Genomic DNA, 24,474 nt, shown 5'->3' with positions numbered 1-24,474 from the left:
AGCTTTGATGCGGGGTGAGGGAACCCGCTAGTTATGGGTAACACTGTATTAAGTGGCCAATGCATAGGCGTCTTAGTGAGTGTTTTTATTATTCTTCCCCTGTAAGGGCGGCACAGTATATAGGCGTCAAGTTTACTGGCAAGTAAAAAATCCAGATTAGTGAACGAATAGTCGCTTTAGCATCTAAACGTGTCGCAGGGTTTAGAGTTCCGTTAATATGGAGAGTATCGTGGTGAGCTTATTTTCCAGCTCTACCCACTCCGCATCAGCCTCAGAACCAGACACTATGCCTGCACCGGCAAACAAGTTAATTCGACCGGGTTCAATCAGTGCACTGCGAATAGCGACGGCAAATTCACTGTCATTTTTATTAAAATATCCACAGGCGCCAGCATACCAACCTCTGTTATACCCTTCTCGCTGGCGAATAAAGTTCATTGCCGCTTCTTTGGGTAATCCTCCCACGGCTGGGGTCGGGTGCAGGGCAAGTAATAGTTGGAAATCATCCACCCCAGGTTTTAACTCGGCGCGAATGGAGCAATGCAGATGCTGAATATGACTTAATTTAAATACCTTAGGTATTTCTTCAGCGCCGACATAGTTACTTAAGGGGCTGAGCACATCGACGATATGCTGTCTTACCAACTGGTTTTCATGGCTATTCTTGCTATCTTCCATTAGCTGTTTTGCGAGTAAGGCATCTTCTTCTTGATTGAGCCCACGTGTCGTTGTGCCCGCCAATGCTTCGGTAAATAGCTCTCTCTGACGGCGGCGGAAGAGGCGCTCCGGTGTACAGGAGATAAAGGTACGATCCGGACTAAATTGAAAGCCAAATTGAAAGCTATTTGGATTTCGACCTTGCCAGCAGGCGAGCAACATCCAAGGATTAACCTCTTCATTGACTTCCAGTTGAGTCAGACGAGATAACACCACCTTAGGAGTGCCTTGGATAAATTTCGGGTGAGTGACCCTATTGACTAATTCTGTCCAATGATAGTGATCCGGCCTATCATTACGACCTAGCAAACTGACTTTGTTTGGCGGTGGTAATGGTCTAGGGATGGCTAAGCTAGCTAAGCCCTCGATTGCCTGTCGACGTTCCGACTCGGTATCCTGATTTTCACAATTCAAATTGACCAGCAATTTATATTCAGTACCACTGCGTCTTAACTCTATTTGGGGTAAAACAAATCTGGCTCGGCCAAATTCAGGCCAAGACTCAGTTGTTCTATCGAAGGCGACACCGCCGTAATAGCGAATGTCTTGATTATTGGTTAGTGCGCGCTGCTGCTGGTACGCCATGGCGAGCTCGTTATCGTCTACAGCCTCGGCATAAAAAAAGTCTTTGCAGCTACCAATAGCGGCGACTTCTTCTTCGGTATCTCTGCCTTTCCAATAGATCCTTGGATAAATTGGTTGAGCTGATAACCAGGCTATAACAGGTATGGCTTTGATACTAACGGACAGTTGAATGATGGGATCACTAGGGGACAGGAAATTAAATTTTTTCAGCTTATCGGTAAGAGACGAGATAGCCTGTGACAGCAATAGGGCAGCCAATAAAAACTCCAAACAGATCAGAACAGTAAACGGTCATGTAACGACATGAACTTAGCCATTAAGACTCATGAAAACAATTAGTAATAACAAACTTTGCGACAAAGTAAAGCGCGAGCCAAAAGCTGTCAAGTTGTAGGTCTGTAAGCTGTGAGCTTGGGCTTAATTTTCTACAACCAAGATCTCAGGACTTTCTGTTATGAGATGTTTGTTAATCAAATGATTTTGGTCGAACATGGCGTTAATGGTGTTTTAAAGTGGTGATTTAACTTATCTAGTAATACAATGTCCCCCTTTTGTACTATTTTTCGAGATATGTGTCGGTAAGGTATCTGGCGTTCTGAATAATTATATAAAAATGTATCAGGGTGATGCGGCTAATGTTTTTTAAAAAGGCGCTATATCCCTAGAACATTCGGGTGGATATGAGTACATGGACGGTTTGACGGATTCTAAAGCATTGATTAAATTTCCTGTGTCTAAATTGGGCGTAGGTATGTTTGTGTCGGCCATTGATCAGAAAGATCTGCTCAGCATTGCCAATGCAGGACGGATCCGTAATCGAAATACGATTGTTAAACTGAAGCAAAGTGGCATCGAATATGTGTGGATAGATATCGAACGCTCGGCCGATAGCTGTGGACTCAAGCGCGCCATCTCACCTAAGCCCGTAGTTAAGAAAAATACGCCAAGCAGAGATAAGTCACAACAAGAGGCCAGGAAATTGATCGTCGAGGCGAAAGATCTGGTCAAGAAGGTGTTGTCAGAAGTCTTCGAGGGCAAAGCCATCGAGGTCGAGCCATTTGAAGCCCTGGCCGACAATATGATCGAATCTGCACTGCTTGACGATGATGCTCTCAAGTGTGTATCGGCCCTGAGAACTAAAGATGCCTATCTGTTAGAGCACTCGGTCAACGTCGCATTTCTGCTTATTACCTTCGGTAAATACCTGAAGCTGGATAAAGAGATCCTCAGGCAGATGGCCGTGGGTGGGATCTTACATGATATCGGTAAGATTAAGGTCGATAATATGGTGCTGCACAAGCCAGGGAAATTAACTCCTCAAGAGTTCGAACACATAAAACAGCATCAGGTATTTGCCATCGATATTATGGCCGAGACCAAGGGCTTGTCTGATCTCAGTAAAGATATTTGTCTGATGCATCATGAGAAGCTCGATGGTAGTGGTTATCCTCGAGGTCTTAAGGGAGATGAAATCCCCCTGCATGGGCGCATGAGCTGTATCGTGGATATCTTTGACGCTCTGACTGCAACCCGATGTTACAAGGAGGCTATGAGCCCAGCAGCCGCCTTTAAAATTCTCCTTAGCCTGACCCCATTTCATCTGGATGAGAAATTGGTTTACGACTTTATCCGCTGTGTGGGTGTGTATCCTGTGGGGTCATTGGTGGAGTTATCGGACGGCCGAATAGGCATAGTCTGGGAGGCAAAGGACAGGGATGCTCTGCATCCGATCCTTAAATGTTTCTATTCCATCAAACTTAAACGCTATACCAGGGTGACCATGGTCGATCTACTCAAGTCAAATCTACATATCGAGCGTGGTGTTTCCCCAAGAAGTCTGGATGTCGATCCTGCTCCATTTTACTAGCCCCTTTTAAATTAGGCTGTTTTTGATCTGTCTGTTACATCACAGGTATAATTTGCAGTTCACTATCTGCTGAGCACAACATGAAGCCAATATTACCTGCAATCGTTATCCTCCTCTCTCTGGCCTTATTGGTCCCTGGTGTGACTCTGCCTATTTTAAGTATCAGTGGCAGCATAGAGAAATCAGCGCTGGCTCAGGCTGGGATCAGTCATCTGGCCGATGGCAGTGGTAGCGCGCGCGATATGCTAACCATGATGTCGAGCATGTTAGGGTTAGATACCATCCAAGGTGAGGTAGAGGTCTTTCAGAAAACGCGCAGTATCTGGGGGACCGTCGAGGAGCTGTACCAGTCTAGAAATATCTTGGTGGCTCTGCTGGTGGGGTTATTCAGTGTCGTCATTCCGGCATTGAAACTGATCTTGATGTTGATACAGCAAGGGCCAATTACCCCTAAGGCTAAATTCAGGCTTAGTCAGTTTACTGGCAGCATAGCTAAATGGTCGATGGCCGATGTGTTCGTGGTGGCACTCATGGTGAGCTATATGGCGGGTAACGCCTCGGCGGGAATGGGAGAGCTGTTAAAAACTACTGCGAGTTTCGGTGTGGGTTTCTACTATTTTTGCGCTTATTGTGTTTTTTCTATTCTCAGTAGCTATCTAATGCGCCGTAGAAGTGAAGCGGTTGACACCAGCGATGGCTCAGGGATTGAGGCTAGGAGTTAGATATTTTTATTCAGCCTTAGCCGATCTAGCTATTTGTTATTAAAAATGGGTATTTGGGATTAAATCGTATTCTGATAAATAATCATCACTGAAGATAGATCTGCTGCGCATTTCTATTTATGCCAGTTTGTGGCGTTATTTGGGCTATATTTCAGAGTCGTCGAGCGCTAGCCCTATTCAAAGTCAGCCGGAGGTTAGAGCATGAAGCAGTGGTTAATTATCTTATGTTGTGCCGTCTTCGTTATCGCCTCAATGCTCACCAGCGGTCTAATTCGAGCCCTAATCGATCTCGGCGCCTTCGCATGCTTGTTATGGTTAGTGCTCGGATATAAACCCGCGCCAGTGAAGTGATCTAGCCTCATCGCTGGCAAATAAAAGACCCGCTTCCCGCTTATAACTCAAAACTTACAACTCCTGTTAAACATACAAAATATACAACAGCGAACCTGTGCCGATAGACAGCCAGAGTGTTGCCCCAAGTATCAGAGGTTTCGCTCCGGCGGCTCGCATCTTACTCACAGTGATCCCCGTCCCTATCAAGAACAGACACAGAACTAATAGTCGCTTGGATAGCTCGAAAATGGCCTGATATGCGCTTTGTCCCTGAGGAAACCAGTGGGCGATAGCGATGGCTAGGCAGTAGAAGCCGATAAAATAGGGGATGGTTATCTTTTTCTTGTCACCGCCAAACAGCATGGCGCTGATGAGTGCGATTGGGATGATCCACAATGCGCGAGCGAGTTTGATGCTAGTGGCTGTGATCAGCGCTTCTTCACCGTAGGCAGCGGCTGCTCCCACAACGGAGGAGGTGTCGTGTATCGCTATGGCGCTCCATACACCAAAGTCATACTGGCTCATGGCAAACAGGTGACCCAGGGCGGGAAACAGGAATAGAGCGACCGAGTTAAGAATAAATACCGTGGCTAAGGCAATAGCCGATTGTTGGCTGCTGGCATTGATGGCTGGTGACACAGCTGCGATGGCACTGCCGCCACAGATAGCCGTGCCGGCCGAGATCAAGTGTCCCGTCTTGGCATCGAAACCCAGCGCCCTAGTCAATAAGTAGCCTAAGACTAGAGTGAAAGCTATTGAGCCTAAGATCAACGGCAGATTGTCTAAGGTGGCAGAGATTGCGGTCTGCAGATGAATACCGAATCCCAAGCCAATGATCGAATATGACAATAATCGCTTAGTCAGTGACGCAATATCTAGCTTGGCGGGCACTAAACCTAGGCTCGCTAAGGTAAAACCGAGTATTAAGGCGATAGGCGAGGAGATAACCGGCAGCAGGCACAGGGATGCGATTAAGAAAAAAGGCAGATACTGTTTAATGATGGGCAATTTTTGCTGCCATGTCTGTTTGTCGACTGCCATAGGATCTAGTTGAAGTAAAACGGCTAATGATTATAGCCAGAGAACTAGTGTCAATAAATTCAATTAATTTTAGTTACCGATTCAATAAAATTGAATCGGTGTAAACAGGAGTTTAAATGCCTAAGTATTGTGCTATTTGTTGTTCAGTATAAGTAGCTTGTTGGTCGGAAATAAACCCGCTGACTAATTTTTCATCCGTACCATTGCGCTTGATAACATATACCGAATATGAGGTCTGTCCATTCTGATTACAAAACACTTTTTTAGTATAAAGTTGCGTTATATCGTTAACCTTTATTTTCTTGCAGCCAAATGATGGTAAGGGGGAATGAGAAACTTGGATCTCTTGCCTGGTGACGACTATGGTGGTTTTGTTAAGAAATATGCTGAGTAAATAATAGATAGATAGCAGCACCATGCCTATAAGCATCAAACGTTCCCACGCTGAATTTGAGTTCAACACCAAACTGAAAATAAAGGTATCCATAACCATAAAAATGGCAACGACAGGCATAAAGTACCAGCTAAACCACTGCCGGGAAATAGTCAGAGAATCATGCTGGTTTTTTATCTCCATTCTCTTGGGCAATCCTATTTTATTCATACCACTTCCTTTTTATAGCTTGAGTATAGAGCTGTAGCCTGCCAAACACAGTCAACAGGCGTTTAGCCATTTAGCACTATTGGCTTATTTAACTGGGAGAGAGTATGTATACGCGCAAGACTAATCGAAGACGAAGCAATAATGCCTGTCATAAAAATCACCCTCATTAAAGTAATGAATTTAATGAGGGGGATACTATTTCCAGCCGATAACTATCGCATGGTAACGAATTCTTCCGCGCCCGTTGGGTGGATAGCCACGACAGAATCGAAGTCTTTCTTGGTCGCGCCCATCTTCATGGCGACGCCGAAGCCCTGCAGGATCTCATCCATGCCGTAGCCTAGACCATGTATGCCGACAACTGTCTCATCCGGACCGGCGCAGACCAGCTTCATCTTACAGGCTTGACGATGAGCAGTGATTGCGGTGTACATGGAGGTGAAACCTGAGACATAGACGGTGACATTGTCTGCGCCATACTCGGCAATGGCGTCTGGCTCGCTGAGCCCCATGGTGCCAATCGCAGGATGACTGAATACCACAGTCGGAATAAGCGTGTAATCCATCTTGGCATCGGTCATGCCGTTGAACAGACGCTCGGATAATAAACGGCCCGCCTTAACGGCAACCGGAGTCAGTTCGACGCCGCCTTGGATGATATCACCGACACAGTAAATCCCCGGGTTGCTGGTATTTTGCTGCTCGTCGACGATGACATAGCCTTTATCGTTAAGCTTAACTTGCGTGTTTTCAAGACCGATATTGCCGGTAGAAGGCTTACGGCCGATAGCCCAGATCAGGGTATCGACTTCATAGCGCTCACCATTTTCAAGCTTGAGGGTCAGGCTGCCATCGGCATTCTTCTCTACCGCTTGCGGCGTGCTATTGATGTGCAGGCTAGGGCCATCTGTAGCCATAGACTCCATCAAGGCTTCGCTCAGCATAGGGTCGAAGCTGCGCAGTGGTGCGTGTTTACGCACGAATAGATGCGTCTCACTGCCTAAAGAGTGCAGTACACCGGCTAGTTCGACGGCAATATACCCAGCGCCGATAACGGCGACACGTTTAGGCTGCTCCCTGAGTGCGAAGAAACCATCGGAATCGATACCGTGTTCTGCGCCAGGAATATTGGGGATTGTCGGTGAACCACCGGTGGCGATAAGAATATTATCGGCAGTGTAATGCTCGCCATCGACTTCTATGGTGCGCTCGTCGACGAAGCGACCATAGCCGCGGACTAAGGTGACCTTGTTGCTTTCTAGGCCACGGTCGTAGGCGCCGTGGATGCGATCGATATAGGCCTCACGGCTGTCGACTAAGGTGCTCCAGTCAAACTTATTTACCGTGACATCGAAGCCATAATCTTTGGCGTAAAGGTGCAGTGCTTCGGCGACTTGTGCGCCATACCACATCACTTTTTTTGGTACACAGCCCACGTTGACACAGGTTCCGCCGAGGGCTTTAGCCTCGATAAGAAGTACTTTAGCGCCGCGCATAGCCGCACGATTCGCCGATGCAATACCACCACTACCTGCGCCAAGACAGATATAGTCAAAATGTTGGGCCATCTTTATCTCCAAAAGGTCTGTAAAAAGTTGCTCGAAAAAGCATGCCTCATTGTAGAGGGAATTTATGTCTTGAACCAGCGCTCTATCTTCAGACCCGTAATACAGAGATTAAATTTCAACATTATGTCCCAGCCAAAAAATTGCAGTTAACGCCGATACTGGCAAGATTGACGATCTCTCTGGTTTGGCCCCTGGGCACCACACTTCATGCACAGCCACTCCTGTCGTCTTATGGTTAATTCGTCTCGATGAAAACCATAGCTTGTTTGGTTGCCGGCGTAAGCTAGGCTTCGCTCTAATTTATCCATGCGCTTGTCGAGCCAGCGGCAACTGGGATCGTTGGCGACATTGGCTCTACTGGTTAACTTCTGCTTTCTCGACTGGGTGTTGGCACTTTTTTTCTTGGTGCGTTGAGAGGGGTTACTTTTTTTGCTGTTGGTTTTTTTAGAGCTGTGGTTCTGTGGCGACCGATACTCAAGGGCACTTCCCGTGGTGGGCATGGCAATCGGTTTACCTTCACTGTCTAAGGCAACACCTATGCCCAGGGGAGGTGCATCGGCATTGGTGAGTAAGGTGTTGTCGTTGGCTTGGCAAGGAGAGTGAACTAACAAGAGCAGCAGTAACCCTATAGACTTGACTAAACAATGCTGACGCGCAACCAGTGTGTGGATATTGAAGAGTGACATTCCTTGTTCCTCTGTATTGCTAACTTCGAGTCTAGATGCTGGATACTTTAAATTTGATTAGGCTAACGGCGTTCCTTGCCATTCGTGTAGATCTTGTGACTTGATTGCTCAGCATCCACTTTTTAACCATGAGTTAGGGTAAATTTAGACGATAAACAGAGGTTTAAGCAAGTTTATCTCTACACCGTTTTGCTTAGCCGTATTCAGGTTAGAAATTCCAAGTCAAATGCCTGAGTAATGTAGGGAGTAAGAGTCAGACCTTGGCTCAATTGCCAAGGGCTATTCTTGCTGGCAACCTATTGATGTTATGCGAGTCATCTAGGTTTGAAATATCATCTGCATGGGCGGGAACAATGGCAATGACCAGAATGGAAACGAGTGCTAACGTAATCATCTTGTGCATAATTAAACTGATTTAGGCGAAGTGGTGTCTATGGGATGATATTCTTCACCCCTGGATTGTAAATGAGAAGGTGTTTCACTTGTGGGCTAGTTATCAATAGTTAACCTGTAAATTACGTGTGAATCAATACTTTGAAGCTGGTCAAGGCTTCCTCGGGTTTCGTCTGCTAGGCAATACCAGCCTCATCAAATATTTGCTCAGTTCAGAGCCACTCAGGCTTTTCAATTCAAGGCGCATTGATGTAGAAATGGTCATTCCCTCCTTCCATGGAGGTCAGATGCAGAAGGTAGAGCAACGCAGGAGCTTGTTGCCGAGAATAACTATTAGCTTCAAGCATCCGCAAGCCACATGGATGTGGTAAATGTATATATTGCAGGAGCAATATATAGACCTTGCCTACAGTGCTTTGAACTCCCGCTGAAAGATCACATATTTAATAGGGTTGGTATAGAATTTTATACCGGAATTTAGCGATCTTTCTTGAATATGACTCTCTTCGCCCATATCTCTTAGACATACTCGTTAATTTGCTGAGGAATAAACATGAGCAACCCCTTGCTTACCAGCACCAAGTTACCCCAATTTTCTAAGATTAAACCTGAACATATTCAGGTGGCTGTAGAGCAAGGCATCGCTAATTGCCGCAGTAAAATCGATCAAGTGTTAGCCCAGTCAGAAACCTTTACCTGGGATAATTTAGTGGCCCCTCTAGAAGAGGTGGACGATGAGTTAGGCAAGATCTGGTCACCAGTTTCTCACATGAATTCTGTGGTCAGTAGTGAAGAGTGGCGCGAGGCCCATGATGCCTGCCTGCCGCTGTTATCTGAGTACGGCACCTTTGTCGGTCAGCATCAGCCACTTTATGAAGCCTACAAGTCATTGCGGGCATCGAGTGAATTCGAACAGATGAGCCAGGCCAAGAAACAAGTTATCGAGCATAGTCTGCGTGACTTCGAGCTGTCAGGTATCGGCCTCAGCGATGCAGACAAACTCAGATATGGTGAGCTGGTCAAGCGTATGTCTGAGCTGACTAGTCGCTTTTCGAATCAGCTGCTCGATGCCACTCAGGCCTGGAGTAAGCTGATCACAGATGAGGGCGACCTAGCCGGCCTGCCCGAGTCTGCGATTGCCGCGGCCAAAGCCATGGCAACAGCCAAGGAGCTTGAAGGTTGGCTATTTACCTTAGATATCCCATCCTATCTCCCCGTCATGACTTACAGTGATAATCGTGACCTACGTGAAGAGTGCTATCGCGCTTTTGTGACTCGAGCATCCGATCAGGGCCCCTTCGCCGGTGAATATGATAACGGCCCCTTGATGGATGAGATTGTGGCCCTGCGCCACGAGCTAGCCCAGTTGCTAGGTTTCGAGAGCTTCGCCCATAAGTCATTGGCCACTAAAATGGCCGAAACGCCTGAGCAAGTGCTGGAATTTCTTAATCAGCTGGCGAGCCGCTCTCAACAACAAGGCAAGACCGAGCTGGCGGAATTGACAGAATTTGCCAAGCAAGCGTTCGATGCCAGTGAGCTTCAGCCCTGGGATCTCAGCTTTTATGCCGAGAAGCTGAAGCATCACAAATACGAGATCTCTCAAGAGTTACTGCGGCCATACTTTCCCGAAGATAAGGTGCTTTCGGGTCTGTTCTATACCGTGTCTCGTCTATTTGGCCTGAGTGTTAAAGAGCAGCAAGGGTTCGATAGCTGGCATGACGATGTGCGCTTCTTCCATATCAGTGATAGTGACGGTGTACATAGAGGCAGCTTCTATCTAGATCTTTATGCTCGTGAAGGCAAGCGTGGTGGTGCCTGGATGGACGACTGTCGTGGCCGTCGTCAGACACCCAATGGCCTGCAAGATCCTGTGGCTTATTTGACCTGTAACTTCAACGCTCCAGTTGACGGCAAGCCAGCCTTGTTCACTCACGATGAGGTGACGACCCTGTTTCATGAGTTCGGCCATGGTATTCACCATATGCTGACCAAGATAGATGTTGCCGGCGTTTCTGGTATCAATGGCGTGCCTTGGGATGCGGTAGAGCTGCCTAGTCAGTTTATGGAAAACTGGTGCTTCGAGGAGGAGGCGTTAGCCGAAATCTCCGGTCATCATGAAACCGGTGAGCCATTACCGCAAGCCTTGTTAGATAAGATGCTAGCGGCGAAGAACTTCCAATCAGGCATGGTGATGCTGCGTCAACTCGAGTTCTCGCTATTCGATTTCAGACTGCATCTGGAATATAGCCCAGAGCAGGGGGCTAAGATTCAAGCCAAACTGGATGAGGTGCGTAGACAAGTTGCCGTGGTCAAAGCCGCCGACTTCAATCGCTTCCAGCACAGCTTCGCTCATATCTTCGCCGGTGGTTATGCCGCAGGATATTACAGCTACAAGTGGGCCGAAGTGCTTTCTGCCGATGCGTTCTCCCGTTTCGAAGAGGAGGGGATATTTAACCTAGGAACCGGTCGTAGTTTCCTCGAAAATATCCTGCAGATGGGTGGCAGCGAAGAGCCGATGACCCTGTTCAAGCGTTTTCGTGGGCGTGAACCTAAGATAGATGCCCTGCTTCGTCATAGCGGTATCGGCGGCGAATAATAGCCTGCCCCCTAGATGCCGCTCTATGCTTATTAGGGCGGCATTTTTTTGCTTGTTTTTCCGTTGTTAATTCGACAATCGCAGCGAAATGGTCGGCTTGTCATCTGGTATGACCTCTGTTAGCCTAGCTGATTCCTTCGGCAAACAATGTGTTCAGGACAGTTAATGAATCTCTATTTTCGGCTAATTTGGCTCTTGCTTTGGCGAGTTCGCCATTGTAATGCTATCGGTTTCCTCGACACCAGCCGTATCAGCTATCGTGCCTTGCCTTTCGATTGTGATATTAATTTGCATGTCACCAACTCGAGATATCCAGCATTTCTGGATCTGGCCCGTACCTATATGATGGCCGAGATGGGTTTTTTGAAGAAATTTATCAAGATGAAATGGATGCCAATCGTTAATGCAGCCGAGTTTACCTATATCAGAGACATCAAGCCCTTCGTTAAGTTTGACATAGAAACCAAGTTGGTGGGGTGGGACGAGAAATATTTCTATATCGAACAAAAATTTGTCAGCGGCGATACCTTGCACTGCATAGTACATGTACGCGGCGTGTTCGTGTGTCGAGGCAAGCAAGTGCCCATAGCGACCATGCTTAAAGAAGTGAACTTTGATGATCCTGTCCCAGAGCTGCCCCCGGAAGTGGTGAAATGGAAAGAGTTTCTGCAATTGAAGAAAGAGCGAAATATTTAACCGCTCCTAGGATTTAAGCACCCATTCTAGGGGATCGGCCTTCTTCCCGAGAGGGCTTCTATCTGTGCCAGATCGACCTCCTCTGCTACTTGTTGAAATGCACCTCTTAATTGAGCCTGATGCCAGTATCTGTCCAGGTTGTCATATTCAAAAAATTTAAAGTGGTCTTGCGCGCAATATAGGCATGGGAAAAGCGCGCAGTCTGCCAGCGTTAAGCTATCACCACACAGCCAGTGCTTATTTTCTAATATCGCATCTAAGTATTTGAGGAAGCGGTTAATGTCGTTTTCTAAGTGCTTTATTCGCACCTGGTTTTTATCTCCTGACTCGAGTTTTTGATGTTCGAGTTCAAATAATCTATCACTGAAATCTTGATCTATTAGGCGATCTTGTAAACGCGTATCCAGAGCGATTCTATGCTCCTTAGGTAGCAAGCGAGTGCCAGTGGAGAATTCAGTATCGATATATTCGATGATAATACTCGACTCAGGGATCAGCTGCCCAGTCTTAGTCTTGAGCAGTGGCAGCTTACCCGGCGGATAAAACTGACAGAAGGCCTTACGGGAGAAGGGATCTGTGAGGGTGGTGATCCTGGGGTAGAAGTTGGCTTGTTTTTCGTAGAGAGCGACGAGGACTTTCTGTGAATAGCGCGAGAGTGGATGATAAAACAGCTCCATCAGCGATCGCCCTCAAAGATTAACAGTAAGCCCTATAGATAACTTTAGTCGCTACAGGTTAGAGCGCAAATCCATAAGCTATCCGAGTATTAGGTTAAAATCTGTTGCTCGTCAGGATTAAACTTGCTCGTTATTAAAACTAGATGTTTGCTGGTTTTTTGTCCAGCCGCATTGGAGTCTCTATGGGAGTCATTGCTTTCTGTCTTATATTTCTTACTATGGACAGATTATTTTAATTAGGAATCGATATTTCAATATGAGTCGACAAGAATCTTACTCTGCCATCTATCAAAGAGCCAGTGACCGCAAAGGTGGCGATGAAGGTCTGGAGAGCCTGCTGGATAATCCTAATTTGAATCTTAGCGTCGATGAGCTAGGTGAGTATAGCGATGCTCAACTCCTGTCTGAGATGAGCAAGAAGGTATTCCAGTCCGGGTTCGTTTGGCGCATCGTCGACAATAAATGGCCTGCCTACGAGAAAGCCTTCTTCGGTTTCGAGCCTATGAAGGTGCTGATGCTATCGCCTGAGCAGTTACATGATAGAGCCAGCGATGTGACGCTTATTAGGCACATGAAAAAAACCATGGCCATCTATGATAATGCGCTGATGATTCAAGATATTGCCAGGGAGCACGGCAGCTTGGCCGAGTTTATTGCCAATTGGCCTAGTGAGGATATCACCGGCTTGTGGGCACAGCTTAAACGCCGAGGCACTCGACTCGGCGGTAACACGGGTCCCTACTTTCTGCGGGCCATGGGTAAGGATACCTTCCTGCTGACCGGCGACGTGCAGGCATATATGAAAGCGCACAAGCTGGTGGACTTTGGTTTTAGTACTAAGAGCGGACTAAAGCAGGTGCAAGCCGTATTCAATGTCTGGCAACAAGAGTCGGGTCGCAGTCTTGCCGATATTAGCCGTATTCTCGCTTACGGCGTAGGGGATAATAGAGTTTAAATTTCTGCTAGGAGTCTTGACAGTCTAGGCCAACGTCAGCTTACCTGTGATGCTACTGCCTAGCGCTTCTGTATTTTAGTCAGGCTCCGTAGCCTGTGTAAAGGAGTAGGCTGAAAGTAAAAATCTGCCTAGAAGCAAGCAGTGTTCTAGAGTCTGAAATGCCACCCGTGTTAACCTGCTCGTAACATAAACTTATGATTTATCGGTTTAAATTTGCATTAACTTACAAATTTACAGCTAGTTTATCTTGTTGACTCTGTTCAGGTGTGAGATAAAGGCAGGTTCAATATTACCCAATAATTTATGCTGCCAAATATACCTGAAATAGTCGTTGCTATTGTTCGGGATACCATGTCTGGTCGGTTGCTTTGATAGGAGTTCTTATGCGGCAAATAGTGAAAATTGCCTCGTTTTTAAGTGTGGCGTTATGGATAACTGCTTGTGGGCAGAGTGGCGATGCTAAGCAAGGTCAAGGTCCAAGAAGCGCGGAAGTTGGCGTTATTCAGATTAAGACCCAGTCGCAAGATATTCGCGTCGAGCTGCCGGGACGGAGTAAGGCATTCCTCGAGGCCGAAGTTAGGCCACAGGCCACAGGTATCATTACCGAACGTACATTTGTCGAAGGCAGTGATGTGAAGAAGGGCCAGTCTCTGTATCAGATTGACTCGGCAACCTATGAAGCGGCCGTTATTAGCGCCGAAGCCGAACTGGCGCGTGCTAATGCAGGTTTAGTGTCAGCCAAGGCGAAAGCATTACGCTTTAAAGCCTTGATCAAGACCAATGCCATCAGCGAGCAAGACTTCGATGAAGCCGATGCCCTGTATAAAGAAGCGCTAGCCAATGTGGTCGTGGCTAATGCCGCCATCAATACCGCCAAGATTAATTTAGTCTATACCGAAGTCAAGGCGCCTATCTCGGGCCGGATCAGCAAATCCAGTGTCACAGCCGGTGCGTTAGTGACGGCAAATCAGGCACAGACGTTGGCGAAGATTCAACAGCTAGATCCCATCAATGTGGATATCGCTCAGTCCAGCGCACAAGTCTTGCGCTTAAAGGCCAAGCTTAGGCAAGGTAAGTTACAGGCAAGCGATAACGCAGATGTGCAGCTTATTCTCGAAGACGGTACGACTTACGCCCATACGGGTGTGTTGCGCTTTGCCGAGGTGAGTGTCGATGAAAATACCGGCTCGGTTATCTTGAGAGCCGAGTTCCCTAATCCAGATGGTCTGCTTCTGCCTGGCATGTACGTGCGTGCAGTGCTCAATGCGGGTACCGATCCTGAAGCTATTCTGGTGCCGCAAAAAGCGATCACCCGCAATACCAAGGGTCAGGCCGTTGCTATGATAGTCAATAGCGACAACAAGGTCGAAACTCGAATCGTGACCACAGCTGAGGTGATCGATCATCAATGGCGTATCCTAGATGGTCTTGCCGTCGGTGATAGCCTCATTGTCGAAGGATTACAAAAAATTCGCCCTGGCGCTTCAGTTACACCTGTAGCTATCACTGCAGATGATTCGGCGAGTACACCTGCCAGTCAATCGACTAACCAAAAATAACAGTAAGGTAGAGTTATGGCTCGTTTCTTTATCGATCGCCCTATTTTTGCTTGGGTGCTCGCCATTATTGTTATGCTGGCTGGGGTCTTGTCGATCTTTAGCCTACCCGTATCTCAGTATCCAAATATTGCGCCGCCATCGGTAGTGATCAGCGCCGTTTACCCAGGTGCATCGGCTAAGATCATGGCTGATTCGGTGACTCAGGTCATCGAGCAGCGAATGACGGGTTTGGATAACTTGCGTTATATCACATCGACCAGTGATAGTTTCGGTAATGCGCAGATCACCCTAACCTTCAATGCGGAGGCGGATCCTGATATCGCTCAGGTACAGGTGCAGAACAAGTTACAGCTTGCTATGCCCTTGTTGCCTCAGGAAGTACAGGCTCAAGGTGTTGATGTCAGTAAGTCGAGTGCTGGCTACTTGATGGTGTTGGGCTTCGTTTCTCAAGACGGTTCTTTAGATAAGAACGACATCTCGGATTATGTGGCGTCTAACATACAAGACGCCATGGGCCGAGTGCCAGGTGTGGGAACTGTGCAGCTGTTTGGTGCTCAGTATGCGATGCGGATCTGGCTAGATCCTCTGAAACTGACCCAGTATAAACTGACCAGTGTAGACATCATGGCCTCGATACGTGAGCAAAATAATCAAGTCTCAACGGGACAGTTGGGTGGCTCTCCATCGGTAGCTGGCCAGGAGCTGAATGCGACGGTATCGGCACAGAGTCGTTTGCAAACAGTAACAGAGTTCGAACAGATCATCATCAAGTCAGATCCCAGCGGTGCCAACGTGTACCTTAAGGATGTGGCTCGGGTCGAGCTAGGTGCAGAAAGCTATGCATCAGAGTCTTTCTATAATGGTAAGCCTGCGTCGGGAATTGCCATTCAATTGGCAACCGGTGCTAACGCACTGGCAACGGCTAACGCGGTACGCGCCAAGGTCGATGAGATGCAGCAATTCTTCCCCCAGGGGTTAGAAGTGGTTTACCCCTATGATACGACACCATTCGTGGAGCAATCCATCCAAGGTGTTGTGATGACCTTACTGGAAGCCATCGTGCTGGTCTTCTTGATCATGTACTTGTTTCTACAAAACTTCAGGGCGACGCTCATTCCGACCATAGCCGTGCCTGTGGTGTTATTGGGTACTTTCGCCATTCTGTCGGCGCTCGGTTTCTCCATCAACACCTTGACCATGTTTGCCATGGTACTGGCCATCGGCTTGCTGGTAGATGATGCCATCGTGGTGGTGGAAAACGTCGAACGTGTGATGCAGGAGGAGGGGCTAAGCCCAGTCGAGGCCACCAAGAAGTCCATGGATCAAATTACCGGCGCCCTGGTGGGTATCGGTCTGACCCTATCGGCAGTATTCGTGCCCATGGCATTTATGTCGGGATCTACGGGTGTCATCTATCGTCAGTTTTCGGTGACGATAGTGTCGGCCATGGGACTGTCTGTGATGGTTGCCTTGATTCTGACTCCAGCCCTGTGTGCCACCATGCTTAAGCCAATGAAAAAGGGGCAGACGCATATTAACACTGGCTTCTTCGGTTGGTTTAATCGCAGTTTCGACCAGCTGACATCGCGTTACACCGACACAGTCGCCGCCATGATCAAGCGTACAGGCCGTGTCATGTTGACCTACTTGGCGATAACCGTCGCCGTGGGTTGGATCTTTATGCGCATGCCGACCGCTTTCTTGCCAGATGAAGATCAAGGCATCATGTATACGCAAGCGATCTTACCGGTGAACTCAACATTGGAGAGTACTCAGAAGGTGATGAAAACCGTTACCGACTACTACCTCTCTGAAGAAAGTGACAACGTGGAATCTGTATTTACCGTTTCTGGCTTCAGCTTCGCGGGTAGCGGTCAGAACATGGGTATCGCCTTCGTCAGCATGAAGGACTGGGCCGAGCGAGAAGGTCCTGGACAAGATATTCAATCGGTTGCGGGACGAGCCATGGGGATGTTTATGCAGATGAAGGAAGCCTTCGTATTTGCATTTGTGCCTCCGGCGGTAATCGAGCTGGGGACGGCGAACGGTTTCGACTTCTATCTGCAGGACAGAAATGGCCAAGGCCATGACAAGCTGGTGGAAGCGAGAAACATCTTGCTGGGTATGGCATCGAAAAATCCTAACCTGATAGGCGTACGCCCGAATGGTCAGGAAGATGCGCCCATGTACCAGATACATATCGATCAGGCTAAGATCCGCGCCTTGAGTGTTGACATCAACTCGGTGAACAGCGTGCTGAGTACGGCTTGGGGTGGGTCATACGTGAATGACTTTATCGATCGTGGCCGCGTGAAGAAGGTGTACGTGCAGGGCGAAGCCGAGTATCGCATGCAGCCGGGTGATATCGATTACTGGTATGTGCGTAACAGCCAAGGTGAGATGGTGCCTTTCTCAGCTTTTGCTACTGGGACTTGGGAATATGCATCGCCTCGACTGGAACGATTCAACGGTCTGCCCGCGATGAACATCCAAGGTGGAACGGCACCAGGCTATAGTACAGGTGACGCCATGAACGATATCGAAGAGATGGTGAAGCAGTTACCACCAGGATTCGGTGTCGAGTGGAGCGGTCTATCCTATGAGGAGCGCCTATCGGGTAATCAGGCACCGGCTTTGTATGCCCTGTCTATCGTGGTGGTATTTCTAGTACTGGCGGCACTCTATGAGAGTTGGTCTGTGCCGTTCGCGGTAATCTTAGTGGTGCCTCTGGGTATTATTGGTGCGCTGATTGCCATGAATGCCCGCGGATTACCTAATGACGTATTCTTCCAGGTGGCGCTGTTAACCACAGTGGGGCTGGCGACTAAAAACGCCATTCTGATCGTGGAATTTGCCAAGGAATACTATGAGAAAGGGGCAACCCTTGTCGATGCGACCTTGCATGCGGTAAGGGTACGTCTACGACCTATCCTGATGACTTCCATGGCCTTTGGCCTGGGTGTCGTCCCTCTGGCCATCAGTACCGGTGTTGGCTCAGGTAGCCAAAATGCCATAGGTACAGGTGTACTAGGCGGCATGTTGAGTTCGACCTTTATCGGAATATTCTTCATCCCAATCTTCTTCGTGGTTGTCGAGCGACTCTTTAGCAGACGAGAGACGAAGAAGGCAGTCGAAGCCGAGACCAGTGCTACGCGATAGCAAGTGATGGGCTCAATTCGATAAGGTCTTAAAAAAACCCGGCAATCACATTGCCGGGTTTTTTGTTGGTTAAAAGGAAGTAAGAGAAGGTGCGAGGACGCCAATAAGTTGGCTAGGAGAGCGCTCGCCGGCTCACTTCGAGAGCGGCACCTTGTGCCTGCTAGGAAAAACAAGCACAAATTCTAGCCTTTCCTTAACGCGACGAAGTCGCGCCCTCATAGGGCGAAGCCCGACTTCGTCTTAGTTGTCCTCGTAAAACCTAGTGGCTTCTCCTAAGGCGTATAATAGGTCGCAGCCCCAGGTCCCACCGGCATCTCCAATACGAACACCCAGAGGAAGAAGAACAGGGTCCAACCGATAAAGAACACGATGGAGTATGGCAGCATGGTGGCGATAAGCGTGCCTATGCCTAAGTTCTTCTTATACTGGGAAGCGACTGCGAGGATCAGACCGAAGTAACTCATCATAGGGGTGATCAAGTTAGTCACCGAATCTCCAATCCGATAAGCCGCCTGAATGGTTTCCGGCGCATAGCCTATCAGCATTAGCATGGGCACGAAGATGGGAGCCGTTACAGCCCATTGAGCCGAGGCGCTGCCTAACATCAGGTTGATGACACCACACATCATGATGAACAGTAGGAACACCAAGGGACCGGTTAGGCCGATGGCGCTGAGTGCATCGGCGCCGGAAACGGCCAGCACAGCGCCTAAGTTTGTCCATTTGAAGAAGGCAACAAACTGCGAGGCGAAGAAGACTAGCACTATGTACATGCCCATGGAACTCATGCTGTGGGACATGGCATCGATGACATCCTTATCACGCTTCATGGTGCCAACAACCTTACCGTAGACCAGGCCTGGTATGGCAAAACAGATAAAGATGAAGGCGACAATACCCTTAAGAAAGGGCGAGTCGGCCACTAAACCTGTTTGTGGATTTCTCAGTGGCGCACCTTCCGGAACTATGGTCAGTGCCAGTAATACGGAAAGTACCAGTATGGCTATCCCTGCGGCTTTGAGGCCACGCTTCTCTAGAGCGTTGACTGAGTCCATTTTCTGATGACTTAAGTCGACAGCGGCTTCACTGGCATCATATTTGCCTAGCTTAGGCTCGACAATCTTCTCGGTGACAAGTGCGCCTAAAATAGTAATGAGAAAAGTAGAGACGAACATGAAGTACCAGTTGGACTCTGGCCCAACCGTGTATACAGGATCGATCATCTGAGCCGCCGCCTCTGTGATACCCGATAACAGCGGATCGACTGTGCCTAAGAGTAAGTTAGCACTATAACCTCCGGATACTCCGGCGAAAGCCGCTGCCAGCCCAGCAAGCGGATGACGGCCCAGAGAATGGAAGATCATCGCCGCCATCGGGATCAGAACCACATAGCCTAGCTCGGACGCGGTATTTGAAACGATACCGGCGAAGACTATGGTCAAGGTGACCAGACGCTTAGAGGTTCCCATGACTAATGAACGCATAGCCGCAGAAAGCATGCCTGAGCGTTCGGCAATTCCCACACCTAACAAGGCTACCAGTACGGTGCCGAGGGGGGTGAAGCCGGTGAAGTTCGTCACCAGATTAGAGACGATCATTCGCAGACCTTCGGCGTTCATCAAGCTGACTACATGAATGAGGCCGTCTTCACTGCGTCCCGATGAGCCTAGGGGGCGAGGGTCGGTGATAGAGAGTTCGAAATAACCTGCGATACCGCTGATAACGATAACGGCGATACAAAACATGGCAAATAGTGTGATGGGATGAGGGAGTAGATTACCTAATCGCTCGACAATATTGAGAAAACGCACGAAAGCGCCGCTCTCTCCCCCAGGTGAACCCGATGATTTTAGAGGCATATCTATGCTCTCATCTTTATTTAAACCCATACCCTTATTCCTTCAATGTTGGCCTCTGTGGGCCTTTTTGTCGCCACTTAGTCACTGGCTTTTTTTGGTTTTTAAACTCGGGATTTCCGAGTGGACCGGTAATAGTGTCTTAGTAGGTTTAATTGAAGCTTAATTTAAGGCAAAAAAATGGACCCAAGTATGGGTCCAAAAGGGATAATTCATGTGCGCTTGCACTAACAATTAGAGAAGTAACAACTAGTTCGAACCAATGGGATGATGTTCGCTTGATGGCTAATATAGCAAGCCGCTGCTGTACCGGAACTGAATGATAAAATAATTAACTTGTGTAATTTCATTAAATTACAGGCAAAAAAATGCCTCTAATCTAAGAGGCTAATGGGTTCTATGTTTTCTTAACAACTAGTTTGGTGCTTAAGAACTGGTTGTTAGAATTATTTCCAGCAAAGAGAGTTTAAATCCAGGGAGATGATTAACACTGTTTGCTTAACACCTAATCTACTCGATCTTATCTGTATGAATGCTGAATCATGATTAAGATAGTGCGAAATTGATATTTATGAGTGTACATATTTCCATTGATGGGCTGGTGCGCATCCGCCTTACGGATTTATTCATCAAAAGACCTAAAATGTGTCTACGCTTAGTCAATGCTTACCTTAATGATAATAATTTAGAGTTAGATGCGCATAAATTCGCTAGTTTCACCTAGTTTTCTGAGTAAGTGTCTATTTTTTATCATAATTGACGTTTTGTTTTTATCATTTAAATCAATAGCTTTTATGGGTTGTGTATTTTTTTTTAATTTAATGACCTATTTATTGGCTTTAATCAATGTTTGGCTTACCCCCTTGATGTTTTACTCGGTTTAGTCGATTGAAAGCAGGGTAAACATCCAGGTTTGCTTAAAATAGTGCAATAAGCAGCCTCTTTATCTTCATTAGACCTTTATATAAAAGTATGGAAATAATGTAAAAAATAAGTAAGAGTAGAGGGTTAAGGCTTAATCAAAAAGCCAAGTAAATTGTCGCGAAAAAAAAATAACAAGGACATAAGATGGAAGGATTGCTGTTAGCTGTGGGATTAGTAGTGATTATCGCCTACCTTTGGTACGTCAGCCTGGTGAAAAAGCGTAATACGGGTCGTGAAGCCTTGTCTGGTATCGATGTGCAGTTCAAGAAACGTTCGAATCTAGTGCCGAATATTTTGAAAATAGCTCAAAAATTTATGGACCATGAGAAATCATTATTGACCGATATTACTGAGCTGAGGGGGCAGGCGACCCAATCATATGACACCAATGATGTTGCTCAGATAAAGGAGCATCTCGCTGTTGCCGAACAGCTTAATAACAAGATGGGCCAGCTTATGCTCAACGTTGAAGCATACCCTGAGCTTAAGTCAGACAATACCATGCTACAGGCTATGCAAACGTATAATGAAGTCGAGGCCCATATCTCGGCTGCGCGTCGTTTCTATAATGCCGCAGTCACTGAGCTGAATAATGCGGTTGAGATTTTCCCTGGCTCTATCATAGCCTCCATGGCCAATATCAAGGTTATGCCTTTCTATGAAGCCGATGAGGCCTCGAAAGCAACGATAGATGCGGCTGATTTTCTTAAATAATCTGATGTTGCGGTCTCTTGGGCCGCACCCATTCCTTGTAAACTAGTTTTAAATCAAATGAATAAAGAGATGCAGCAGCTGTTTGCTATGATAGAAGTACTTAAACTCGACGAGTACACAGGGCTCTAAATGGTAAAAAAGTGTGGGAACGCAATGGAAGGAGAGCATGGGCATAGGTGTTTGATCACATTTTCACTCTTGAGTCTCATCATAGGTATCTTGCTGCTCGTGAGCCCAGTTCAGGCGGAAAATGAGGCCGAACTAGCACTACAACCAGAGTTACAACCACAGAAAAAGCCTCACTATAAGGCTAGTTACTCAGAAGGCGGGCTGGTGGTGACTCAGAAAATCGGTGAGAAACCTCGTCATACTGCAGCAAGGGATGCCGGGGTTACCGATACTGGATCACCTGGTACTCAGGGTTCGGGAGCTTGGGTAAAAAGCGTTAATTCGCCCGGTGCTGTAATTTCGACAGCGGCTAAAAATAATAAACCTTATATGCTGGATAACAACAGCCTAATTCAAGTATCAAGCACACCCATACCCAGCTATTTAAAGCCAAGTAGCTCTAAGACTAGGGGATTATCGATTGGCGTAACTGGCAATGGCAGCGAGCAACTTAAAGTCTATCGGTATGAACAAGCCAATGGGCTGATGGTTTTTGCAGATCATGCACCGGGTGGCAATGATTATCAGGTGCTGCTTTATGACTGCTATGCCTGCGCTCCTGACTCAGATCTGGATTGGCGTAGGATGCCACTGTTTTCCCATGACTATGATGAATTGATTGCCCAAGCGGCTAAGAGACACAAGCTGGACCCGGCGCTCATTCGCGCGGTGATCCACGCAGAATCAGCCTTCAATGTGTTTGCACTTTCTCGCACCGGAGCCATGGGCTTGATGCAGTTGATGCCGGAAACCGCCAAAGAGTTAGGCGTGATTAATGCCTTTAAACCGGATCAAAACATCGAGGGTGGCGCAGAATATCTGGCTCAGATGCTAAAGCGCTTCGATGGTGACATTGAGCTTGCCTGTGCCGCCTATAATGCAGGCCCCAGCACGGTTGTTCATTACAAGGGGATTCCACCGTACCCAGAAACTCAGGTCTAGGTAAAACGAGTGAAAATTCTGTTACAACGTTATCGTAAATCCTAGTTTGATCCGACTCAAAGCAAGCTAAGAAGGGGATTCCAGACTCTCTACCTGGCAGAAACTCAGGCCTAGGTAAAACGAGTTAGGATCCTTCTACAAAGATACCGTAAATCCTAGAACCTAGTTCCTAGGTTCTAGTAACCGATCAACCTCGCGTTCCTTATCTGCCTTCAGATGATGCCAAACCATAGGCGCGACTATGATAAACATCAGCACATTAGAGATAGGCATGGCGAGCCATACGCCTTTGACACCGAGCCAGGGGGGCAAGAAGTAGAGCAAGGGAAGCTGGACGAACATATTAGCTACAGATATAGCTAGCGCCTTCTTGCCCTGATTGACAGCCATGAAAAACATGATCGCTAACACCAGGTAGCCATCGAGAAACATGGCAAACAAGTGTAGTCGTATGCCAGATGTAGCCTCCTGTATCAGCTTGGTATCCTCCGCGTTAAAGAGGCCAATGATGCTACTCGGGAACAGATTCAAGATGAGTAACCAGACTATTCCCGCTGTGATGGTGACCTTAGTCGCTAGAACTAGCACCTTCTCGATGTTTTCCGTTTGCTTGGCACCGAAAAAATAACTCACCGGTGGTTGCATCCCTTCGCCTAATCCCTCGGCAACAAAGTAATAGAGCACCATCAGGTAGCCGACAATGGCAAAAGCACCTACGGTGACTGGTGAGCCATACTCCATAAAGAGTCGGTTATGCAGTGCGAACACGAAACTGGTGTAGAGGTACATGACAAAACTCGATGAACCTAAGAGTAATATCTGTCTGGCTAACTTAAAATCAAACCGCATACTCGCAAACTTAAGAGTTAACTTACTGATTTTCACCTTGGTAAAAGAAGATAGGAAATAGATGACTCCGCAAGTCGCCACGGCTATTTGGGCCGCAACAGTCGCAATTGCTGCACCATGAAGCGCCATGTTCATCTGCACGATAAAAATATAATCCAGCAAAATATTGAGACACGCTCCCATCACCATCAAGCTAGTGGCTAGGTTTGGGCTCTCATCGTTGCGAATTAAGATCGGGATCGCCGCGGCCAGGATGGTAAAAATGACGCTCCAGCTAAAGGGATCTAGGTATTCTTGGGCCAGTATTAAGGTGCTACCGGTTGCGCCTTGTGCCAGTAACAGGCCGGTTCCGCTCATAGACAGCATCAGGGAGCCTAACAAGCCGAAACCTATGATGAGGACTGTTGCAGTGGCTAAAGTATGGTTTGTCTTGAGTGATTGAGCGTGTGTGTTCTTGCCAGTATCTATGTTGGTTGAGGCTTGTTGTTGCCCTCGGTTGATTGATAACAGGCTACCGGAACCCATGCCGATCATCAGGCCAATGCCGGCAAAGAGATAGATGATTGGCCAGGCCATGTTGATGCCGGCTAAGCCTTCATAACCTAGGTATTGACCGATAAAGATGCCATCGACAATTTGATAGAAGCCGTTAACCAGCATGGCTGCTACCGACGGAATAGCATAACGCCAGAAGGTGCGGTTAATGTTCTGTTTCGAAGAGTCGGATATTGGATGGAGCTCGCTGGCCTGCATAGATCACTTCTGCATTGGAAAGTGTGGGATCTGGATGTGGCATTAGGTTACCCTTTATTTTCGGATTGATTAAGTTAGTTCGTATCCGATAATCGGATGCATCAAACAAT

Annotated in this window: 18 protein-coding genes; 10 read left to right on the top strand and 8 right to left on the bottom strand. The window is 47.5% G+C overall.

The genetic code is table 11. From position 1 onward, the window contains the following. Positions 1-201: 201 nt before the first annotated feature. Positions 202-1,560: an isochorismate synthase MenF gene (locus HRU42_RS01305; protein ID WP_295028266.1), complete on the bottom strand. Its 1,359-nt coding sequence runs from the start codon at positions 1,558-1,560 to the stop codon at positions 202-204. Positions 1,561-1,990: 430 nt separating this feature from the next. On the opposite strand from HRU42_RS01305, the gene HRU42_RS01300 reads away from it, so the two are divergent. From HRU42_RS01300 to HRU42_RS01290, 3 genes are all read left to right on the top strand, one after another. Next, on the top strand, positions 1,991-3,169 hold the full coding sequence (locus HRU42_RS01300) for an HD-GYP domain-containing protein (RefSeq protein ID WP_295028264.1): 1,179 nt from the start codon (positions 1,991-1,993) through the stop codon (positions 3,167-3,169). Between the two features lie 80 nt (positions 3,170-3,249). Next, on the top strand, positions 3,250-3,891 hold the full coding sequence (locus HRU42_RS01295) for a paraquat-inducible protein A (protein ID WP_295028263.1): 642 nt from the start codon (positions 3,250-3,252) through the stop codon (positions 3,889-3,891). 201 nt (positions 3,892-4,092) lie between these two features. Continuing rightward, positions 4,093-4,242 (top strand): hypothetical protein, encoded by a 150-nt coding sequence (locus tag HRU42_RS01290; RefSeq protein ID WP_295028261.1) that lies wholly within the window; start codon positions 4,093-4,095, stop codon positions 4,240-4,242. Positions 4,243-4,308: 66 nt separating this feature from the next. Here HRU42_RS01290 and HRU42_RS01285 read toward each other — a convergent pair whose 3' ends face one another. From HRU42_RS01285 to HRU42_RS01270, 4 genes are all read right to left on the bottom strand, one after another. After that, positions 4,309-5,265 (bottom strand): putative sulfate exporter family transporter, encoded by a 957-nt coding sequence (locus HRU42_RS01285; protein ID WP_295028259.1) that lies wholly within the window; start codon positions 5,263-5,265, stop codon positions 4,309-4,311. Positions 5,266-5,377: 112 nt separating this feature from the next. Then, positions 5,378-5,869: a hypothetical protein gene (locus tag HRU42_RS01280; RefSeq protein WP_295028257.1), complete on the bottom strand. Its 492-nt coding sequence runs from the start codon at positions 5,867-5,869 to the stop codon at positions 5,378-5,380. Positions 5,870-6,081: 212 nt separating this feature from the next. Then, positions 6,082-7,437: a glutathione-disulfide reductase gene (gene gorA, locus HRU42_RS01275; RefSeq protein WP_295028255.1), complete on the bottom strand. Its 1,356-nt coding sequence runs from the start codon at positions 7,435-7,437 to the stop codon at positions 6,082-6,084. A 146-nt stretch (positions 7,438-7,583) separates the two neighbouring features. Beyond that, complete coding sequence (locus HRU42_RS01270) at positions 7,584-8,123, bottom strand: hypothetical protein (protein ID WP_295028254.1); 540 nt, start codon at positions 8,121-8,123, stop codon at positions 7,584-7,586. A 946-nt stretch (positions 8,124-9,069) separates the two neighbouring features. On the opposite strand from HRU42_RS01270, the gene prlC reads away from it, so the two are divergent. Further along, on the top strand, positions 9,070-11,112 hold the full coding sequence (gene prlC / locus HRU42_RS01265) for an oligopeptidase A (RefSeq protein WP_295028253.1): 2,043 nt from the start codon (positions 9,070-9,072) through the stop codon (positions 11,110-11,112). A 165-nt stretch (positions 11,113-11,277) separates the two neighbouring features. Then, on the top strand, positions 11,278-11,808 hold the full coding sequence (locus HRU42_RS01260) for a thioesterase family protein (RefSeq protein ID WP_295028252.1): 531 nt from the start codon (positions 11,278-11,280) through the stop codon (positions 11,806-11,808). Between the two features lie 26 nt (positions 11,809-11,834). Here the strand turns inward: HRU42_RS01260 and HRU42_RS01255 are convergent, their stop codons facing one another. Continuing rightward, complete coding sequence (locus tag HRU42_RS01255) at positions 11,835-12,485, bottom strand: glutathione S-transferase family protein (RefSeq protein ID WP_295028250.1); 651 nt, start codon at positions 12,483-12,485, stop codon at positions 11,835-11,837. A gap of 256 nt (positions 12,486-12,741) precedes the next feature. On the opposite strand from HRU42_RS01255, the gene HRU42_RS01250 reads away from it, so the two are divergent. From HRU42_RS01250 to HRU42_RS01240, 3 genes are all read left to right on the top strand, one after another. Next, entirely contained in the window at positions 12,742-13,440 is a 699-nt protein-coding gene (locus HRU42_RS01250; RefSeq protein ID WP_295028248.1) for a DNA-3-methyladenine glycosylase I, read from the top strand. 383 nt (positions 13,441-13,823) lie between these two features. Next, positions 13,824-14,999: an efflux RND transporter periplasmic adaptor subunit gene (locus HRU42_RS01245; RefSeq protein ID WP_295028246.1), complete on the top strand. Its 1,176-nt coding sequence runs from the start codon at positions 13,824-13,826 to the stop codon at positions 14,997-14,999. Positions 15,000-15,014: 15 nt separating this feature from the next. Beyond that, the gene (locus HRU42_RS01240) at positions 15,015-18,158 is read left to right on the top strand and encodes an efflux RND transporter permease subunit (RefSeq protein ID WP_295028244.1); all 3,144 of its coding nucleotides are present in this window, start codon (positions 15,015-15,017) and stop codon (positions 18,156-18,158) included. 272 nt (positions 18,159-18,430) lie between these two features. Here the strand turns inward: HRU42_RS01240 and HRU42_RS01235 are convergent, their stop codons facing one another. Then, positions 18,431-20,017, bottom strand: coding sequence for an AbgT family transporter (locus HRU42_RS01235; RefSeq protein WP_295028350.1), 1,587 nt, complete (start codon positions 20,015-20,017; stop codon positions 18,431-18,433). 1,065 nt (positions 20,018-21,082) lie between these two features. Between HRU42_RS01235 and HRU42_RS01230 the strand changes: the two genes are divergently transcribed. Then, a complete protein-coding gene (locus tag HRU42_RS01230) occupies positions 21,083-21,652 on the top strand; it encodes a LemA family protein (protein WP_295028242.1) in 570 nt (189 codons plus the stop codon). A gap of 498 nt (positions 21,653-22,150) precedes the next feature. Next, on the top strand, positions 22,151-22,762 hold the full coding sequence (locus HRU42_RS01225) for a lytic transglycosylase domain-containing protein (protein ID WP_295028348.1): 612 nt from the start codon (positions 22,151-22,153) through the stop codon (positions 22,760-22,762). A gap of 162 nt (positions 22,763-22,924) precedes the next feature. On the opposite strand, the gene HRU42_RS01220 is transcribed toward HRU42_RS01225, so the two are convergent. Beyond that, positions 22,925-24,364 carry an MATE family efflux transporter gene (locus tag HRU42_RS01220; RefSeq protein WP_295028240.1) on the bottom strand — a complete coding sequence of 480 codons (1,440 nt, stop codon included), beginning with the start codon at positions 24,362-24,364 and terminating at the stop codon, positions 22,925-22,927. Positions 24,365-24,474: the final 110 nt, after the last annotated feature.

Source organism: Shewanella sp., assembly GCF_013214165.1.
GTDB lineage: Bacteria > Pseudomonadota > Gammaproteobacteria > Enterobacterales > Shewanellaceae > Shewanella.
Note: the sequence above shows the minus strand (reverse complement) of the source record. Positions and strands in the feature narration are given on the sequence as shown.

What these genes read in the sequence shown, in the direction of transcription:
- gorA (WP_295028255.1), bottom strand. Translation starts at nt 7,437, where the DNA reads ATGGCCCAACATTTTGACTATATCTGTCTTGGCGCAGGTAGTGGTGGT.
- HRU42_RS01295 (WP_295028263.1), top strand. Translation starts at nt 3,250, where the DNA reads ATGAAGCCAATATTACCTGCAATCGTTATCCTCCTCTCTCTGGCCTTA.
- HRU42_RS01300 (WP_295028264.1), top strand. Translation starts at nt 1,991, where the DNA reads ATGGACGGTTTGACGGATTCTAAAGCATTGATTAAATTTCCTGTGTCT.
- HRU42_RS01230 (WP_295028242.1), top strand. Translation starts at nt 21,083, where the DNA reads ATGGAAGGATTGCTGTTAGCTGTGGGATTAGTAGTGATTATCGCCTAC.
- HRU42_RS01270 (WP_295028254.1), bottom strand. Translation starts at nt 8,123, where the DNA reads ATGTCACTCTTCAATATCCACACACTGGTTGCGCGTCAGCATTGTTTA.
- HRU42_RS01240 (WP_295028244.1), top strand. Translation starts at nt 15,015, where the DNA reads ATGGCTCGTTTCTTTATCGATCGCCCTATTTTTGCTTGGGTGCTCGCC.
- HRU42_RS01280 (WP_295028257.1), bottom strand. Translation starts at nt 5,869, where the DNA reads ATGAATAAAATAGGATTGCCCAAGAGAATGGAGATAAAAAACCAGCAT.
- HRU42_RS01250 (WP_295028248.1), top strand. Translation starts at nt 12,742, where the DNA reads ATGAGTCGACAAGAATCTTACTCTGCCATCTATCAAAGAGCCAGTGAC.
- HRU42_RS01225 (WP_295028348.1), top strand. Translation starts at nt 22,151, where the DNA reads ATGCTGGATAACAACAGCCTAATTCAAGTATCAAGCACACCCATACCC.
- HRU42_RS01260 (WP_295028252.1), top strand. Translation starts at nt 11,278, where the DNA reads ATGAATCTCTATTTTCGGCTAATTTGGCTCTTGCTTTGGCGAGTTCGC.
- HRU42_RS01220 (WP_295028240.1), bottom strand. Translation starts at nt 24,364, where the DNA reads ATGCAGGCCAGCGAGCTCCATCCAATATCCGACTCTTCGAAACAGAAC.
- prlC (WP_295028253.1), top strand. Translation starts at nt 9,070, where the DNA reads ATGAGCAACCCCTTGCTTACCAGCACCAAGTTACCCCAATTTTCTAAG.
- HRU42_RS01235 (WP_295028350.1), bottom strand. Translation starts at nt 20,017, where the DNA reads ATGCCTCTAAAATCATCGGGTTCACCTGGGGGAGAGAGCGGCGCTTTC.
- HRU42_RS01285 (WP_295028259.1), bottom strand. Translation starts at nt 5,265, where the DNA reads ATGGCAGTCGACAAACAGACATGGCAGCAAAAATTGCCCATCATTAAA.
- HRU42_RS01255 (WP_295028250.1), bottom strand. Translation starts at nt 12,485, where the DNA reads ATGGAGCTGTTTTATCATCCACTCTCGCGCTATTCACAGAAAGTCCTC.
- HRU42_RS01245 (WP_295028246.1), top strand. Translation starts at nt 13,824, where the DNA reads ATGCGGCAAATAGTGAAAATTGCCTCGTTTTTAAGTGTGGCGTTATGG.
- HRU42_RS01290 (WP_295028261.1), top strand. Translation starts at nt 4,093, where the DNA reads ATGAAGCAGTGGTTAATTATCTTATGTTGTGCCGTCTTCGTTATCGCC.